Genomic DNA, 14963 nt, shown 5'->3' with positions numbered 1-14963 from the left:
ACGATCGAAAGGGCAACCATCGTGAAGCAGCACTTCACCCGATGGCTCCCCGCCATCGCGAAGACCGCCGTCGCCAGGACCACCGACCTGGCCCAGAACCGCCGCGCCGTGCTGACCGTCGCGGGCGTGGCCGCCCTGGGCGGGCTGGCCTTCGGCCCCACCGCCGTCGCCGCCCCGGTGACCAGCGGACCGCACGCCGGCGCCAAGGCCGCCATCGACCTGGCCACCGGCAAGAAGACCGCCACCGAGACGGTGAAGTCCGGCCTGACCACCGGCAGCGACAAGGTGCCGAGCAAGGCCGACCGGCCGGCGCGGGACCGGCTTATGCCGCACGGCGTCGAGGGCGCGCAGTCGCGTATCCCGCTCGACGACGCCCAGCTCGACAACGCCAAGGCCATCGTCAAGGCGGCCAAGGAGTCCGGCGTGGGGGAGCGGGGCGCCGTGATCGGCGTCGCCACCTCCCTGCAGGAGTCCAAGCTCTACAACCTCGGTCACCTCGGCGCGTACAACGACCACGACTCGGAGGGTCTGTTCCAGCAGCGCCCGTCGTCCGGTTGGGGCACGTCCGAGCAGATCACCGACCCCGAGTACGCCAGCAAGGCGTTCTTCGGCGCGCTGAAGAACGTCGGCGGCTGGCAGGACCTGCCGCTGACCGCCGCGGCGCAGACGGTCCAGGTGTCCGCCTACCCGTACGCGTACGCGCAGTGGGAGGAGCAGGCCGCGGACATCGTCCAGCAGGTGTGGTGACCCGTCACGCGTGAACGGCCGGCCCCGGCTTCCGGGGCCGGCCGTTCCACCTCCCCGTCCGTCGCGCTCGGCTGGTGGGCCGGTGGGTGGAACGCCATGGGTGTCTCCGAGGTCGAGAGGCACCCGTAGCGTTCCACCAACGAGATCAACGGGCGGTCGGTGGAACGTCATGGGTGTCTCCGAGGCCGGTACGCACCCGCGGCGTTCCGCCGACGGGAGTCAACGGGCGACGGGTGGATCGGGCTGGGTGTCTCCTGTGTCGGGATCACCCATGGTTGCCCGGCTGCCCGGGTGGGGTGGGTGTCCGGTTCGGTGGTGGTGGGCGGCACCCGGGGCGTGGAATCGCCGGCGGGTGGGCGGCGTTGTAACCCGGTGAACGACCGAGCAGGCGAACCCCGCCCGCACCGCCGTGTCCCCGCCCCCCGGGGAATGACGGCCGGTAGCCGGTCGTTACACATCATCCCGGCGCCGTGACGAGGCCCCCCGCCCCGCGAGCCAGCCGGATCCCCCCAAGACTTTTTTGAGCGCCTGACGGTGCCCACACCCCCCCCCGGGTGTGTTGACCCCCGAATGGAGCCCTCTCATGAACACGATCCTGCGTAAGAGCGTTCTCGGTATTGCTGGTCTGGCCTTCACCGGTGGTGTGTTCGCCGGTCCGGTCGCCGCCCACGCCGACACCGCCCATGCCGCCGCCAAGCCGGTCGTGGCTGTCGCGTCCGTGCAGGGTGAGCAGTCGCGCATCGACCTGAACGACGAGCAGTTGGCCAACGCGAAGGCGATCATCGCCGCGACGAAGAAGGCCGGTCTGCCGGAGCGGGCCGCGGTCATCTCGATCGCCACGAGCCTGCAGGAGTCGAAGCTGGAGAACCTGGGCCACCTCGGCGACCGCAACGACCACGACTCGCTGGGCCTGTTCCAGCAGCGCCCCTCCTCCGGTTGGGGCACGCCGGAGCAGATCACCGACCCCGAGTACTCGACCCTGGCGTTCCTCAAGGGCCTGAAGCAGGTCGACGGCTGGGAGAAGATGCCGCTGACCGAGGCCGCGCAGACCGTCCAGGTCTCCGCCTACCCCGACGCCTACGCCCAGTGGGAGAAGCAGGCCACCGACATCGTGGCCGAGCACTGGACCAAGTAAGACCGAAGGCCGGCACCCCGAACCCGGGGTGCCGGCCTTCGCGCGTGCCGGCAAGGGGTCAGGCCGGCGCGGCCTCGGCCCGCAGCCGGGACGACCCGGCCCCCACCGACCAGCCGGCCACCCACCGGCTGCCGCTGGTGCTGCTGGTGCGGTCGGCCAGGTGGTACCAGTCCATCCGGCAGCGCTGCGGGGTCACCTCGAAGACCCCGTACCCGTGTCCGTCGAGTTCGGTCCACCGCACGTGCGGGTTGGTGGACCGGATCAGGCCGGCGCCGAGCTGGCTCAGCGCGTTGCCCGCCGGCAGCTTCAGGAAGTCGTTGACGTTGTCGCTGGTCACCGACGGCACCACGAACTCGGCCGCGGCCGGGTTGGCCGACCCGGTGGCGCGGGTGGTGACCTCGTTGGCCCACGAGGTGTGGATGTCGCCGGTCAGGAACACCACGTCCCGCGTGCCGGTGGCCCGGATGTGGTCCACCAGCTCGTTGCGGTCGGCGTTGTATCCGTCCCACTGGTCGGCGTTGAGCACCGCGCCGTTCTCCGGGATGCCGAGCAGCTTGCCGAGCGGGCCGAGCAGCCACGCCGGCATGGCGCCGACGTCCACCCGGGCGATCATCACCGGGTTGCCGACCAGCTTCCAGCGGGCCGTGGACCCGGACAGGCCGGCCTTCAGCCAGGCCATCTGGGCGTCGCCGGTGATCGTGCGGGCCGGGTCGTCGACGGCCGTGCCGGTGGCCTGCGCCGACCGGTACGAGCGCAGGTCCAGCATGGACAGCTCGGCCAGCCGGCCGAAGCGGAACCGCCGGTAGATCGCCCCGTCGACGCCGACGCGCACCGGCATCCACTCCAGGTACGCCTGCCGGGCGGCGGCGAGCCGGTCGGCGAACGGTCCCTCGGTGCCGGGCGTGTGGTTCTCCGCGCCACCGGACCATTCGTCGTTGGCCACCTCGTGGTCGTCCCAGGTGATGATCCACGGCACCGCCGCGTGCAGCGCCTGCAGGTGCGGGTCGGTCTTGTAGAGCGCGTGCCGGATCCGGTAGTCGGCCAGCGTGAGCACCTCGTGCGGCGGCTGGGTGGGCCGCACCACCCGGCCGGCGGCGGTGAACTCGCCGGTCCCGTACTCGTAGAGGTAGTCACCGAGGTGGACGACCAGGTTCAGGTCGTCCCGGTCGGCCAGCCGCCGGTACGCCGCGAAGTAGCCGGCCTCCCAGTTGGCGCAGGACACCACGCCCAGCCGCAGCCGGTCCACCGCCGCGTCGTCGGGCGGGGCGGTGGTGGTGCGGCCGGTCGGCGACCAGGCGTCGGCGTACCCGAAGCGGTACCAGTAGGTGGTCGCCGGGTCGAGACCGGAGACGGCGACCTTCACGGTGTGGTCGCGGGCCGCCCCGGTGGGGAACGTGCCGGCGGCCACCGGCGCGGCGAAGTCCGGGTCGGCGGCGACCTGCCAGGTCACCTCCACGTCCGGGCCGGCGCCGGAGCCGGGCAGCGCGTCGGGGGTGGGGGTGACCCGGGTCCAGAGCAGGATCCCGTCCGGCAGCGGGTCACCGGAGGCGACGCCGTGGCGGAACGCGGCGGTGGCCGCGCCGGCGGGGGAGGTGCCGGCCAGGGTGGCGCCGGCGAGCACGGCGGTGCCGGCGGAGGCTCCGGCCAGGCGCAGCAGGGTGCGACGGTCGAGGGTGTTCGTCATGACCCTTGTATCTACCGCTGTCGACGTCCGTCGCGCTGCCCCCGAGCGTGGATTTCGCCGCTTCTTCCCTGTCGGTTCGTCTGTCGGTCGTCCGCCGGGGCACTGTCAGGCGACGTCGGCGGCCCGCGCGGTGAGCCACGAGACGACCGCGTCGAGCACGGACCGGTGGACCGGTTCCCGGACCTCGCGGCGGTACGCCCGCAGCGACGGCGGCCCGGGTTGGCGGCGCAGCACGTGGGTGACGTCGGGGAGCAGTCGGGTCAGCACCGGCCCGCCCGCGGCGGCGGCGATGACGGCCAGGTCCGCCGGGTCGGTCTGCAGATCCTTGTCGCCGGTGACCGCGAGGACGGGGACGTGCACCCGGGCCAGGTCCGGCCGGGGGTCGTACCGCAGGAACTCCCGCATCCACCGGGCGTTGACCCGCTGCCCGCCGATGCGGGCCACGTCCGCGGTGGTGGCGAGGATCTTCTCGTGGTTGCGGGCGACCTTGGCCTCCAGGTCGGTGCGGGTGAGCCGGAGCAGCAGGCGTACCGGCGCGGGCAGCGTGGGCAGCAGCAGCGCCGCCTGCCGGCGCAGGACCTCGGCGCCGGTGCGGCCGGTGCCGGCGAGCAGGACCAGCCCGGCCAGCGGGACGCCTCGGGCGGCCAGCGACACCGCGGTGAGGGCGCCCTCGCTGTGCCCGACCAGGAACAGTTTCCGGGAGTCGACGGCCGGGTCCGCGGCGAGCGCGGCGAGCGCGGCCGCCGCGTCCTCGACGTTGTCGTGGAACCCGGTACGCAGGAACTCGCCGGTGCTGTCGCCGACGCCCCGGCGGTCGTAGCGGAGGGTGGCCGTTCCGGCGTCGGCCAGGGCCGCCGCCAGGTCGCGTTGGATCCCCAGGGGGAGGCGACGGTGGTCGCCGTCGCGGTTCAGGGGGCCGGAGCCGGGCAGCAGCAACGCTCCGGGGTGCGGGCCGGCGCCGTCGGGCCGGGTGAGCGTGCCGACCAGCCGGTGGCCGTGGGAGGTGAACTCCAGGGGCCGCCCGGTGCTCACCCGCGCACCGCCTCGGCGAGCGCCGCGGCGTCGTCGGCGCCGATGAGCAGGGCGTCGTAGCGCTGGTCGGTGAGGGTGATCCGGACGGCGGGCTGGCCGGTGCGGACGCTGACGAACTGCCGGCCGGCCGCGCCGCGCCAGGTGCCGACCTTGCGCAGCCCGGGCACGCCGAGCCCGGGCGCCCGGAGGCCGCGGGTCGCGTGCAGACCGTCGGGCACGACGGTGGCGGTCCGGACGGCGGAACGGGGGAACGACAGGTCGCCACGCAGGGCCCAGACCTTCTCGGCGGCGGTGAGGCGGACGTGGATCCGGTCGGCGGTCAGGTGGACGGTGGCCATCGGGGCTCCTCCTCATTTGTTCTCGCTGCTGATAACATTACCGCTGATGAGAAGAACAGGGAGGTGCCTGTGGTGCTCGACACCACGGAGCTGCTGCTCCACCCGATCCGGCTGCGTGTCGTCCAGGCGTTCCTCGGCGGCCGGACGCTGACCACCACCGACCTGCGGGCGGAGCTGAGCGACGTCCCAGCGGCGACGCTCTATCGGCAGGTCGCCACGCTGGTCGACCACGACGTGCTGCACGTGGTGGGGGAGCGGCGGGCGCGCGGCGCCGTCGAACGGAGCTACCGGCTGAACGAGGTGGCGGCGTCGGTGGACGCGGAGACCGCGCGCGCCATGAGCCCGCAACGGCACCGCCAGGCGTTCCTCACGTTCGTCTCCGGTCTGCTCGCCGACTTCGACCGCTACCTCGACGGCGGCGGCGGTGACCTGGGCCGCGACCAGGCCGGCTACCGGCAGAACGCCTTCCACGCCAGCGACGCCGAGACGGCCGAGTTCGTCGCCCGGTTCCGCGGCCTGTTCGCCGAGTACGCGGCGCTGCCCGCCGGCCCCGGGCGCAGCCGCCGGCTGCTCACCACGGTCCTGCTGCCCGGCGGCGAGGGCGCCGACCGGTCAGGACCGCGACGGGGCGCCGGAGCTCCGGTGACCGAAGAGGACGTCCACCAGGGCGGCGACCAGCGCCAGCACGATGATCCCGGCGGCCAGCAGCAGTGAGTGCCGGAACGCCACCGACCAGTCGCCCCGGTTCGCCGCCAGGGTGGAGAAGAACAACGCGCCGACCGCCGCGATCCCGGCGGCCGAGCCGATCCGCTGCCCGGTCTGGAGCATGCCGGCGCCGCTTCCGGCCATCGGCACCGGCACCTCGGAGAGCGTGAGCGTCTGGTTCGGCGCGATCACCAGGCCGCTGCCGAGGCCGGCGACGAGCAGCGGCAGCGCGGTCCGCAGCGGCACGTCGTCGTGCGGCCCACCGGTCAGCACCAGGTCCGTCGCGACCAGTCCGAGCACCACGGCCGCCAGCCCGACGGCGACCAGCGGCCGGCCGTAGCGGGTGACCACCCGTCCGCCCAGCGCCGACGCGACCGCCGAGCCGAGCGCGAACGGGGTGATCGCCAGGCCGGCGACCAGCGCGCTGTAACCCAGGCCCATCTGCAGGTAGAGCGTGAAGATGAAGAAGATCGCGGTGAAGCCGGCGAAGTAGATCAGGCCGATCAGCGCGCCCAGCGTGTACGAGCGCAGCGTGAACAGCCGCAGGTCGAACAGCGGCTGGGTGTGCCGGGCGTAGCGGCGCTCCCAGAGCGCGAACGCGGCCAGCAGCAGCAGGCCGACGGGGATCAGCAACCACTTGGCCGAGCCCTGCCACTGCTCCCGCTGCACCAGCGGCAGCAGGATCACGGTGACGCCGACACCGAGCAGCAGCACGCCGACCGGGTCGAGCCGGTGCCGGTCGGGCTGGCCGGTCGGCCGGGCCGGCACGAGACGCCAGCCGAGCACCATGGCCACGATGCCGACCGGGATGTTCACGAAGAACACCCACCGCCAGCCGTGTTCGGCGCCGCCGAGCTGGATGAGCAGCCCGCCGAGCAGGGGGCCGACAGCGGTGGAGATGCCGATGGTGGCGCCGAGCAGCCCGAACGCGCGGCCCCGGTCGGCGCCCCGGAACAGCTGCTGGATCATGCCGCTGACCTGGGGGTTGACCACGCCGGCGGCGGCACCCTGCACCAGTCGGGCGATGATCAGCCAGGTCGGTGAGGTGGCCAGGCCGGCCAGCGCGCTGGTCAGCGTGAACAGCCCCACCCCGACCACGAAGGCGGTACGTCGGCCACGCGCGTCGCCGAACCGCCCGGCGGGCACCAGCACCAGGCCGAACGTCAGCGCGTACCCGGAGAGCACCCACTGCAGGTCGCTCGGGGTGGCGCCGAGCGCCCGGTCGATGGACGGCACGGCGACGTTGACGATGCTGACGTCCAGCAGCGTCATGAACGCCGCGACCAGGCCGACGCCGAGCGCGCGCCAGCGGCGCCGGTCGTCGTACCCGGTGTCCTGCACCGGCGTCGACGACCGGTCCCCGCTCATCGCGCCCCCCACCGACCGTCGATCACGCATCCCCGATCGCTACCCGGCCCCCGGTGGGGCAAACGACGCGATCAGGCCGTCTGGCGTGCGCACCACCGCGGTCCGAAGTCCAGGCCGGACATCGGCGAGTCCTCCCGGTGCAGCAGTCCCCGCTCGGTGAGCGCGTGCAGCGGTTCCCGCAGCTCCTCCTCGGTCATTCCGGTCTCCTCGGCGATCAGGTCCGGGTAGGGGACGTGTCCCCGCACCTCCAGCGCGGAGACCGCCTGGTACACCCGTTCCTCGACCGCGGACAACTGGACCTGAGGCATCGCGTCCCTCCTCGGCGTGGACCGTCCGATCGGCAGACGGCCGGCGACCGGCGGTTACCCGGGCCGCCGACGTTGATGCCCACCCGATCGAGGGTCCTGCCGGGCGGTCCCGGCTAGGCTGCACCCGTGATCATCTGGGACCTCGTCGTGGTCGGTGGCGGGCCCGCCGGACTCTCCGCCGCCGTCGCGGCGGCCCGGGCCGGTGTGCGCACGCTGGTGGTCGAGCGGGCCACCCACCCCCGGTACAAGACCTGCGGCGGCGGCCTGATCGGCACCTCGCTGGCCGAGGTCGACGGGCGGATCGAGGTGCCCGCGCACGACCGGGTCGACCGGGTCACGTTCACCCGGGACGGGCGACGGGCGTTCACCCGCCGGCATCCCGCGCCGCTGGTCACCATGATCCGCCGGGAGGAGTTCGACCACCGGTTGCGCGCCGCCGCGGTCACGGCCGGCGCCCAGGTCCGCGAGGGCGTCGCGGTCCGCGCGGTGGAGCAGGACCCCGACGGGGTACGCCTGCGGCTGGCCGACGGCGAGGTGGTGCACGCCCGTGCGGTGGTCGGTGCGGACGGCTCCTCCGGGGTGACCGCCCGGCACGTCGGGGTGCGGTTCCGCCAGGTCGACCTCGGGCTGGAGCTGGAGCTGCCGGCGTCCGCCGCCGACCAGCAGCGGTGGCGGGGCCGGCTGCTGATCGACTGGGGGCCGGTGCCCGGCTCGTACGCCTGGGTCTTCCCCAAGGGCGACCGGCTCACCGTCGGCGTCATCTCCGCCCGGGGTGAGGGCGAGCGGACCCGGGCCTACCTGCGCGACTTCGTCGAGCGGACGGGGCTGTCCGGGGTGACCCCCGAGCACGACTCCGGCCACCTCACCCGTTGCCGCGCCGACGACTCACCGCTGCGCCACGGGCGGGTCCTGGTCGCCGGCGACGCGGCCGGCCTGCTGGAGCCGTGGAGCCGGGAGGGGATCAGCTACGCGCTGCGCTCCGGTCGGCTGGCCGGCGAGGCGGTCGCGGCCGGCGACCTCGACGCGTACGGGCGGGAGGTCCACCGGCGGCTGGTGCCGGAGATGCGCGCCGGGCACCGGCTGCTGGAGGTCTTCGAACGCCGCCCCGACGTGTTCCACGCGATGCTGGCCAGCCCGCCCGGCTGGCGGATGTTCGCCCGCTTCTGCCAGGGGCGGGCCAGTTTCGCCGAGGTGCTCGACCGGCGGCCGGTGCGGGCCGCGCTCGCCGTGCTCGACCGGCTGCCCCCGCTCAGGGGACGATGACCGCCCGGCCGTGGATGTCGCCCCGGCGCAACGCCTCGTACGCCTCGGGCGCCTCGGCCAGCGGGAACGTCTGCACGTCGGCGTGCAGCCGGCCGTCCCGCGCCAGCGCGACGACCTCTTGGAGTTCCGCGCGGGTGCCCCAGAACGGGACCACCACGCCGGTCTCCAGCGGCACCGTGGGCGGTTCGTCGGCGACCGGCCGGACCGGAAGCGTGCCACCGGCCAGGCCCACGAGCAGCAGCTGACCGCCGGTCGCGACGACCTGCCGGGCGGTGTCCAGCGTGGGCTGCGCGCCGACGAAGTCGAGCACCACGTCCGCGCCGTCCGGCGGCGGGCCGACCAGGTCGCGGATCTTGTCGACCGAGTCGGGGCCGGCCTGCACCACGTGGTGGGCGCCGAGACGGCTGGCCAGGTCCAGCGCGGCGACGTTGGTGTCCACCGCGACGATCCGCACCGCCGTGGTGGCGAGCAGGATCTGCACCGCCATGTGGCCCAGCCCGCCGATGCCGATCACCACGCAGGTGGTGCCGGGCCGCAGCCGGGGCCGGGCCAGCTCCACCGCGTGGTACGGGGTCAGCCCGGCGTCGGTCAGCGGGGCCGCCTGGGTCAGGTCCATGTCGCCCACGTGCAGCAGCCGGGACGCGGGCACCACCACGTACTCGGCCAGCCCGCCGTCGCGGCTGAGCCCGATGCCGCCGACCGGCGTGACCCGGCACCGGTTCTCCTCGCCGCGCAGGCAGGCCCGGCAGCGCCCGCAGCCGATGATGCCGTAGACCGCGGCCCGGTCCCCGGACGACCAGCCGTCCACGCCGGGCCCGGCCGCCTCGACCGTGCCGGCGATCTCGTGGCCCAGCGTCATCGGGGTGGGGAACATCCCCGCCGCCGCGTCGAGGATGTGCAGGTCGGAGTGGCAGGCGCCGACCGCGCCGACGCGCAGCAGCACCTCACCGGGCCCGGCCTCGGGCGTGGGGACCTCGGCCAGCTCCAGCACCCCGGGTGCGGTCATCCGTACCGCGCGCATGTCGCCCTCCACCTCGTCGCCGTCGGTCTCGCGGCGGCATACCCGTGCCGTCCCGGTTGATACCGGTCCCGGCCGGGCGGGCGCACAATGCGGGCATGAGCGAGCGGGGTGAGCCGTTCACCGACGAGGAGTACGCGTTCCTGCGGCATGTCCGCTTCGGCGAGCTGCCGAACCGGGTCCGCCCCGAGGAGCGTGCGGAGTCCACCGAGACGGACACCCGCCCGGACCGGCCGGACCCGGCGGGCGGCGAGTCCGAGTGGCACCTGCGCGCCGGCGGCTGACGGGGCGGACCCCGCCAGCCGCCGGGGTGGATCAGAAGACCGGCACGCCCTCGCGGACGAGCTTCCAGTTGGGCACGAAGAAGTCGGCCGGGTCGATGACGCCCTTGGCCTGCGCCCAGTCGATGAGCAGCTGGCGGATCTCCTGCTGCGCGTTGTAGACCTGCGTCTTCACGATGCCGGGGAAGTTGCCGCCGCCGCTGCGCCGGTAGTTGTTCACCGCCACCACGAACTGCGCGTCCGCCGCCACCGGGGTGTCGGTGCCGGCCAGCACCAGGCGGGTGATCCGCTGGCCGACGGGCTTGGAGATGTCGATGTCGTAGTCGACGCCGGAGAAGACGTCGTAGTTGTAGTCCGGCACCGCCGGGTCGCTGATGGTCTCCGGGTTGACCGGCGCGCCCACCGGGACCGTGACGAAGTACTTCGCCGAGTACTCCAGGTACGCCTTCACCTCGGCGCCGGTCAGCACGACCGCCTCCAGGGTGTTGTCGTAGACGTAGAGGCCGGCCACGTCGCGGATCCGCACGTCACCCTGCGGGAAGACCGCGGTGCGGCTGAACGGCGCGGCGATCGACAGCACCGGCAGGCCCGCGTACGCGCCGCCGGCCAGCGCCGCGGTGACCACCTCGGTCTGGACGTGGTTGATGAAGTCGAGGATCGGGGTGTCCTTGTACCGCGACTCGGCGGCGGACAACTCCACGCTCGACCGCGCGACCACCCGGTTGACGTACTCGACGGTCTTGGCGTGCTGGCCGCGGACGGCCGCGAGCACCGCCGGGTCCTCGACCACGGTGTTGGTGTTCAGCGTGGTGGCCGACGAGTCGACGACCTTCCAGCAGCCCTTCTCCCGGGTCAGCGTGAAGTCCATCCGGGTGAGCCGCTGGCCCCACTTCGACGGCTCGGAGGTGAGCACCGCCTTGCCGGTCTTCAGGTTGGTGACGAACTTCTCCGGCACCTCGTTGTGGGCGTGGCCGAACAGGATCGCGTCGATGCCGGGGACCTGCTCGGCGATCAGCGCGGTCGGGTTCTCGTTCGGCAGCTCCGGGCCGTAGCTGGAGGTGCCGCTGTCGCCGCCGTGCGCGGAGATGATGACCACGTCGGCGCCACGCCGGCGCATCTCCGGCACCCACTTGGCGGCGGTGGCGACCATGTCGGCGAAGACCAGGCGGCCCTCGACGTTGGCCTTGTCCCAGATGGCTACGCCGGGGTTGGTCAGGCCGAGGATGCCGACCCGCAGCTTCGGCGCGCCGTGGCCGCCGAGCCGGACCTCCTTGATCACGTACGGGAGGAACGCCGGCTTGCCGGTCTTCGCGTTGATCGCGTTGGCGGCGAGGGCCGGGAAGCCGAGCTGCTCGATCCAGGTGGCCAGCAGCGGCAGCCCGTAGTTGAACTCGTGGTTGCCCAGCGTGACCGCGTCGTACTTCAGCACGTTCATCGCGTTGGCCATCGGGTGCGTCTCACCGGTGCTGGTGATCGGCTCCTGCTTGGCGTAGTAGGTGGCCAGCGGGGTGCCCTGGATCGTGTCACCGGCGTCCAGGACCAGCGTGGCCCGGCCCTTGCGCTCGGCGCGGATCTGGTTGACCAGGGTGGCCAGCTTCGCGACGCCGACGTCGTTGTGCTTGCTGTCGTCGAACTCGGCGTCCTTGTAGTAGTCCCAGTTGTAGACGTTGCCGTGGGTGTCCGAGGTGCCGAGGACGGTCAGGTCCCAGGTCTTCGGCTGCTTCGGCTTCGCCTCGGCGGGCGCGCCGGCGAGCAGCGGGGCGGTCGCGGCGGCGGCCGCCACGGCCAGCACCTGTCGACGCGAGGCGCCGGAGGAGGAGGTCATGAGGTGCCTTTCCATGGGGGGTACGCGCCTCGTGGGCGCCGTTGCGCACCATAACCACCACCTGTCACGCACGCCACACCGGCCCGAGATGTTCCGCCTCTCGTCACCCGCTGCTGTTTTCCCGCAGGTCTCCCGGGTAGGGGCGCAGTCATGACCGAGGACCAGTTCACCCAGCAGCACCCCACCGAGCAGTACGGCCAGCGCGCGGGCCAGCCGGCGCAGCAGCAGTCCACCCCCGGCAGCGAGCAGGAGATGGGTCCGAAGCCTGACCACGGCGAGGAGTCGTACCGGGGCAGCGACCGGCTCACCGGCAAGCGGGCGGTGATCACCGGTGGTGACTCCGGCATCGGTCGCGCCGTGGCGATCGCCTTCGCCCGGGAGGGCGCCGACGTCCTGGTCTCCTACCTCGGCGACGAGGAGGAGGCGGACGCCCGCGAGACGGTCGCCCTGATCGAGCAGGCCGGGCGCAGGGGCGTCGCGGTCCGCACCGACCTGCGCGAGGAGGCCAACTGCCGCGAGCTGGTCGAGCGCGCGGTCGCCGACCTCGGCGGGATCGACATCCTGGTCAACAACGCGGCCTACCAGATGTCGCAGGACAACGGCCTGCTCGACATCAGCACCGAGCAGTTCGACCGGGTCTTCAAGACCAACGTGTACGCCATGTTCTGGCTGTGCAAGCTCGCCGTGCCGCACATGAAGGAGGGCTCGACGATCATCAACACCTCGTCGATCCAGGCCTTCGACCCGTCGCCGGAGCTGCTCGACTACGCCACCACCAAGGCGGCCATCGCCAACTTCAGCAAGGCGCTCGCGCTGAACCTGGCCGAGCGGGGCATCCGGGTGAACGCCGTCGCGCCCGGCCCGATCTGGACGCCGCTGATCCCGGCCACCATGCCGACGGAGAAGGTGAAGCAGTTCGGCACCGACGTGCCGCTGGGGCGTCCCGGCCAGCCGGCCGAGCTGGCCCCGGCGTACGTCTTCTTCGCCTCCCAGGAGTCCAGCTACGTCACCGGCGAGATCCTCGGCGTCACCGGCGGCAAGCCGACGAAGTGACGGTGCCGTCCGCCGGCGGTCCAACCCCGCCGCTCAGCGGGGCCAGACGGCCATCCGGCGGCGCACCTCGGCGATCCGCGCGGCGTCCAGGCCGTAGCGGGTGAACCGCCGGTCGGCCAGGCCGTCCAGGTAGCGGCCGGCGGCGCGCACGTCCTCGTCGTCCAGCGCCGGGTCCACCTGCCGGGCCAGGTCCAGCAGGTCGGCCACGTCGTAGCGGTCCAGCGCGGCGGCGACGTCGATGTAGTCGCGTACCTCGCGTCTGTTGACCAGCGCGGCGGTCTTGTTGGCGATCAGGTCCCGCACGTCCATCACCGGCCCGAGGTCCATCACCACCGGGCTGCGGTGCCGGTCCAGGCGGGCCAGGCTGAGGCGGATCTCCCGGCCGTCCCGGCGCACCACGAAGTCGCGCAGGTCCCGGTCGAAGCCGTCGAACACCTCGCCCAGGCCACCGGGGTCGGCGTCCTGCACCTGGTATCCGGCCCGCTCCAGCGCGGCGCGCACGCCGTCCGCCGCCGCCGCGGGGGCGCCCTCCACGTCGGCGAACAGGTCGACGTCCTCGGTGGGGCGGGTGACCAGGCCGTGCGCCGCCCACGCCACCCCGCCGCCGAGCACGAACCGGTGCCGGCCGGCGGCGGCGAGCGCGACCCGGGCCACCTCCCGGTAGAAGTCGTGCGGATGTGTCACGCGGCGCGCAGGCTCCGGTGCCGGCCCTCCCAGGCCAGGCGGACGCCCCGGGGCAGGTTGAGCAGCGGCCACACCCGGCGCAGCGTCCCCGCGTGGATCAGCTCGCGCAGGTCCGCCACGCGGGTGGTCTCACGCAGCACGTTCTCGTACATCCAGAGCAGCTCGTCCGGGTCGCCGAGGTCGAAGGCGCGTTCGCTGCTCCACATCAGGCGCACCGGCAGCTCGACGATGCCGGTGGTGGGGCCGGCCAGCTCGTCGAGGGTGCGTGCCACCACGGCGGGTCGCCCGGGCCGGGCGAGGTACGCGCTGGTGGTGGCCGACATGGCATCAGGGTAACCCCTCCCGCGCGCTCCGCCCCCGCCCGAGGTGTAAGGAAGGGCCCCTGCTTAACGCCTCCGGTAGTAAAAGGGCCCCCGCTTAACACGCGCCGCCCCGTGCGCGGTGTGCACGGTTTGGGGGTGTTTGGGGTGGTGGGGGTCACCCGGAAGGCGGAATCGGTGTGGGGGCGGGGGCGTTGAACAGGGGGTACGGCCGAGCAGGCGCGCACCGCGCCCCGCCGGAATGACGGCGGGCAGCCGGTCGTTATATCTGGTCCCGGTGCGCACGAGCCGGCCCCCCGAGCCCCGTGCGCCGCGCCGGAATTCCCCTCCAAGACTTCTCCGAGCGCCTGACGGCTGCTCGCGTGCCCACCCCCCGGGCGCGTCGACCCCCGAACGGAGCCCCCATGAACACCATGCTGCGCAAGAGCATCCTCGGTATCGCCGGTCTGACCGTCGCCGGTGGCCTCGCCGCCGGCCCGCTGAACCACTCCGACGGCACCCCCGCGCCGCGCGAGAGCGCCGTGGCCGTGCAGAGCCGCCTCGACACCGCGACGCTGATCCCGCACGGCGTGCAGGGCGCCCAGTCCCACATCGACCTCACCGACGAGCAGACCGCCAACGCCGAGGCGATCATCGCCGCCACGAAGAAGGCCGGCATGGACGAGCGCGCCGCGGTCATCTCGATCGCGACCAGCCTGCAGGAGTCGAAGCTGGAGAACCTCGGGCACCTCGGCGATCGCAACGACCACGACTCCCAGGGCCTGTTCCAGCAGCGCCCGTCCAGTGGCTGGGGCACGGTCGAGCAGATCACCGACCCCGAGTACTCGACCACGGCCTTCCTCAAGGCCCTCAAGCAGGTCGACGGCTGGCAGGACATGCCGCTGACCGTCGCCGCGCAGACCGTCCAGGTCTCGGCCTACCCCGACCACTACGCCCAGTGGGAGCAGCAGGCCGCCGACATCGTCGCCCAGCACTGGAACAGCTGAGACCGGCGGTGACCGGGGTCACGACGGCCAGCGGAAGAACCGTGGCCCCGGTACCGTTGTGCAGAGCGTCGGTGTGTCCAGTGTCCCCGGGCCTCACCTAAATTGCCTTCGCGGAATACCGTTCGGCTGGAGCCGCGTCGTGCCACTCGCCGAGAGGCGACCTGCACACCGACGCCCAGCGCCGCCCCGACCGACAGGTCGGGGCGGCGCTGTTTC

At 73.2% G+C, this 14963-nt stretch carries 16 protein-coding genes; 7 read left to right on the top strand and 9 right to left on the bottom strand.

The genetic code is table 11. From position 1 onward, the window contains the following. Positions 1 to 21 precede the first annotated feature (21 nt). Positions 22 to 747: a hypothetical protein gene (locus tag ACN27B_RS25505; protein ID WP_099160907.1), complete on the top strand. Its 726-nt coding sequence runs from the start codon at positions 22 to 24 to the stop codon at positions 745 to 747. 583 nt (positions 748 to 1330) lie between these two features. Further along, positions 1331 to 1882 carry a hypothetical protein gene (locus ACN27B_RS25500; protein ID WP_422741725.1) on the top strand — a complete coding sequence of 184 codons (552 nt, stop codon included), beginning with the start codon at positions 1331 to 1333 and terminating at the stop codon, positions 1880 to 1882. Between the two features lie 58 nt (positions 1883 to 1940). Here ACN27B_RS25500 and ACN27B_RS25495 read toward each other — a convergent pair whose 3' ends face one another. The 3 genes from ACN27B_RS25495 to ACN27B_RS25485 all read right to left on the bottom strand — a co-directional run bounded on the left by ACN27B_RS25495 (position 1941) and on the right by ACN27B_RS25485 (position 4936). After that, positions 1941 to 3566 carry an alkaline phosphatase D family protein gene (locus tag ACN27B_RS25495; RefSeq protein WP_396822667.1) on the bottom strand — a complete coding sequence of 542 codons (1626 nt, stop codon included), beginning with the start codon at positions 3564 to 3566 and terminating at the stop codon, positions 1941 to 1943. A 105-nt stretch (positions 3567 to 3671) separates the two neighbouring features. Continuing rightward, complete coding sequence (locus ACN27B_RS25490) at positions 3672 to 4598, bottom strand: alpha/beta hydrolase (protein WP_422741724.1); 927 nt, start codon at positions 4596 to 4598, stop codon at positions 3672 to 3674. Next, a complete protein-coding gene (locus tag ACN27B_RS25485) occupies positions 4595 to 4936 on the bottom strand; it encodes a hypothetical protein (RefSeq protein WP_422741723.1) in 342 nt (113 codons plus the stop codon). Before ACN27B_RS25485 ends, ACN27B_RS25490 begins: the two co-directional genes overlap by 4 nt. Positions 4937 to 5008: 72 nt before the next feature. Between ACN27B_RS25485 and ACN27B_RS25480 the strand changes: the two genes are divergently transcribed. Beyond that, positions 5009 to 5650: a helix-turn-helix domain-containing protein gene (locus tag ACN27B_RS25480; RefSeq protein WP_396822669.1), complete on the top strand. Its 642-nt coding sequence runs from the start codon at positions 5009 to 5011 to the stop codon at positions 5648 to 5650. Here the strand turns inward: ACN27B_RS25480 and ACN27B_RS25475 are convergent. Both ACN27B_RS25475 and ACN27B_RS25470 read right to left on the bottom strand, forming a co-directional pair. Then, on the bottom strand, positions 5549 to 7009 hold the full coding sequence (locus ACN27B_RS25475) for an MFS transporter (RefSeq protein WP_422746070.1): 1461 nt from the start codon (positions 7007 to 7009) through the stop codon (positions 5549 to 5551). The genes ACN27B_RS25480 and ACN27B_RS25475 overlap by 102 nt on opposite strands. A gap of 71 nt (positions 7010 to 7080) precedes the next feature. Beyond that, a complete protein-coding gene (locus ACN27B_RS25470) occupies positions 7081 to 7317 on the bottom strand; it encodes a hypothetical protein (RefSeq protein ID WP_091574374.1) in 237 nt (78 codons plus the stop codon). Between the two features lie 126 nt (positions 7318 to 7443). On the opposite strand from ACN27B_RS25470, the gene ACN27B_RS25465 reads away from it, so the two are divergent. Further along, complete coding sequence (locus tag ACN27B_RS25465) at positions 7444 to 8580, top strand: geranylgeranyl reductase family protein (RefSeq protein WP_099160914.1); 1137 nt, start codon at positions 7444 to 7446, stop codon at positions 8578 to 8580. Here ACN27B_RS25465 and ACN27B_RS25460 read toward each other — a convergent pair. Then, complete coding sequence (locus tag ACN27B_RS25460; RefSeq protein ID WP_091577607.1) at positions 8567 to 9601, bottom strand: NAD(P)-dependent alcohol dehydrogenase; 1035 nt, start codon at positions 9599 to 9601, stop codon at positions 8567 to 8569. The genes ACN27B_RS25465 and ACN27B_RS25460 overlap by 14 nt on opposite strands. 95 nt (positions 9602 to 9696) lie before the next feature. On the opposite strand from ACN27B_RS25460, the gene ACN27B_RS25455 reads away from it, so the two are divergent. Continuing rightward, on the top strand, positions 9697 to 9882 hold the full coding sequence (locus tag ACN27B_RS25455) for a hypothetical protein (RefSeq protein WP_099160915.1): 186 nt from the start codon (positions 9697 to 9699) through the stop codon (positions 9880 to 9882). A 31-nt stretch (positions 9883 to 9913) separates the two neighbouring features. Here ACN27B_RS25455 and ACN27B_RS25450 read toward each other — a convergent pair whose 3' ends face one another. Next, entirely contained in the window at positions 9914 to 11704 is a 1791-nt protein-coding gene (locus ACN27B_RS25450) for a bifunctional metallophosphatase/5'-nucleotidase (protein ID WP_422741722.1), read from the bottom strand. A gap of 150 nt (positions 11705 to 11854) precedes the next feature. Between ACN27B_RS25450 and ACN27B_RS25445 the strand changes: the two genes are divergently transcribed. Further along, positions 11855 to 12757 carry an SDR family oxidoreductase gene (locus tag ACN27B_RS25445; RefSeq protein WP_099160917.1) on the top strand — a complete coding sequence of 301 codons (903 nt, stop codon included), beginning with the start codon at positions 11855 to 11857 and terminating at the stop codon, positions 12755 to 12757. A 33-nt stretch (positions 12758 to 12790) separates the two neighbouring features. Here ACN27B_RS25445 and ACN27B_RS25440 read toward each other — a convergent pair whose 3' ends face one another. Both ACN27B_RS25440 and ACN27B_RS25435 read right to left on the bottom strand, forming a co-directional pair. Further along, positions 12791 to 13441 carry a nucleotidyl transferase AbiEii/AbiGii toxin family protein gene (locus ACN27B_RS25440; RefSeq protein ID WP_091574379.1) on the bottom strand — a complete coding sequence of 217 codons (651 nt, stop codon included), beginning with the start codon at positions 13439 to 13441 and terminating at the stop codon, positions 12791 to 12793. Beyond that, positions 13438 to 13764 (bottom strand): hypothetical protein, encoded by a 327-nt coding sequence (locus ACN27B_RS25435; protein ID WP_099160918.1) that lies wholly within the window; start codon positions 13762 to 13764, stop codon positions 13438 to 13440. The genes ACN27B_RS25440 and ACN27B_RS25435 overlap by 4 nt, the downstream gene beginning before the upstream one ends. A gap of 401 nt (positions 13765 to 14165) precedes the next feature. Between ACN27B_RS25435 and ACN27B_RS25430 the strand changes: the two genes are divergently transcribed. After that, positions 14166 to 14747: a hypothetical protein gene (locus ACN27B_RS25430; protein ID WP_099160919.1), complete on the top strand. Its 582-nt coding sequence runs from the start codon at positions 14166 to 14168 to the stop codon at positions 14745 to 14747. The last annotated feature ends 216 nt before the right edge of the window (positions 14748 to 14963 follow it).

Origin of the sequence: Micromonospora sp. WMMD754 (assembly GCF_049315235.1) — a bacterium.
In the GTDB taxonomy this organism is placed as follows: Bacteria; Actinomycetota; Actinomycetes; order Mycobacteriales; family Micromonosporaceae; genus Micromonospora; species Micromonospora sediminicola.
This window is presented reverse-complemented; position numbering and strand designations above follow the sequence as displayed.

Bases quoted from the DNA above. Each gene is read 5' to 3' on its own strand.
- ACN27B_RS25500 (WP_422741725.1), top strand. From the start codon at position 1,331: ATGAACACGATCCTGCGTAAGAGCGTTCTCGGTATTGCTGGTCTGGCC.
- ACN27B_RS25485 (WP_422741723.1), bottom strand. From the start codon at position 4,936: ATGGCCACCGTCCACCTGACCGCCGACCGGATCCACGTCCGCCTCACC.
- ACN27B_RS25475 (WP_422746070.1), bottom strand. From the start codon at position 7,009: ATGAGCGGGGACCGGTCGTCGACGCCGGTGCAGGACACCGGGTACGAC.
- ACN27B_RS25470 (WP_091574374.1), bottom strand. From the start codon at position 7,317: ATGCCTCAGGTCCAGTTGTCCGCGGTCGAGGAACGGGTGTACCAGGCG.
- ACN27B_RS25460 (WP_091577607.1), bottom strand. From the start codon at position 9,601: ATGCGCGCGGTACGGATGACCGCACCCGGGGTGCTGGAGCTGGCCGAG.
- ACN27B_RS25445 (WP_099160917.1), top strand. From the start codon at position 11,855: ATGACCGAGGACCAGTTCACCCAGCAGCACCCCACCGAGCAGTACGGC.
- ACN27B_RS25455 (WP_099160915.1), top strand. From the start codon at position 9,697: ATGAGCGAGCGGGGTGAGCCGTTCACCGACGAGGAGTACGCGTTCCTG.
- ACN27B_RS25495 (WP_396822667.1), bottom strand. From the start codon at position 3,566: ATGACGAACACCCTCGACCGTCGCACCCTGCTGCGCCTGGCCGGAGCC.
- ACN27B_RS25450 (WP_422741722.1), bottom strand. From the start codon at position 11,704: ATGACCTCCTCCTCCGGCGCCTCGCGTCGACAGGTGCTGGCCGTGGCG.
- ACN27B_RS25430 (WP_099160919.1), top strand. From the start codon at position 14,166: ATGAACACCATGCTGCGCAAGAGCATCCTCGGTATCGCCGGTCTGACC.
- ACN27B_RS25435 (WP_099160918.1), bottom strand. From the start codon at position 13,764: ATGTCGGCCACCACCAGCGCGTACCTCGCCCGGCCCGGGCGACCCGCC.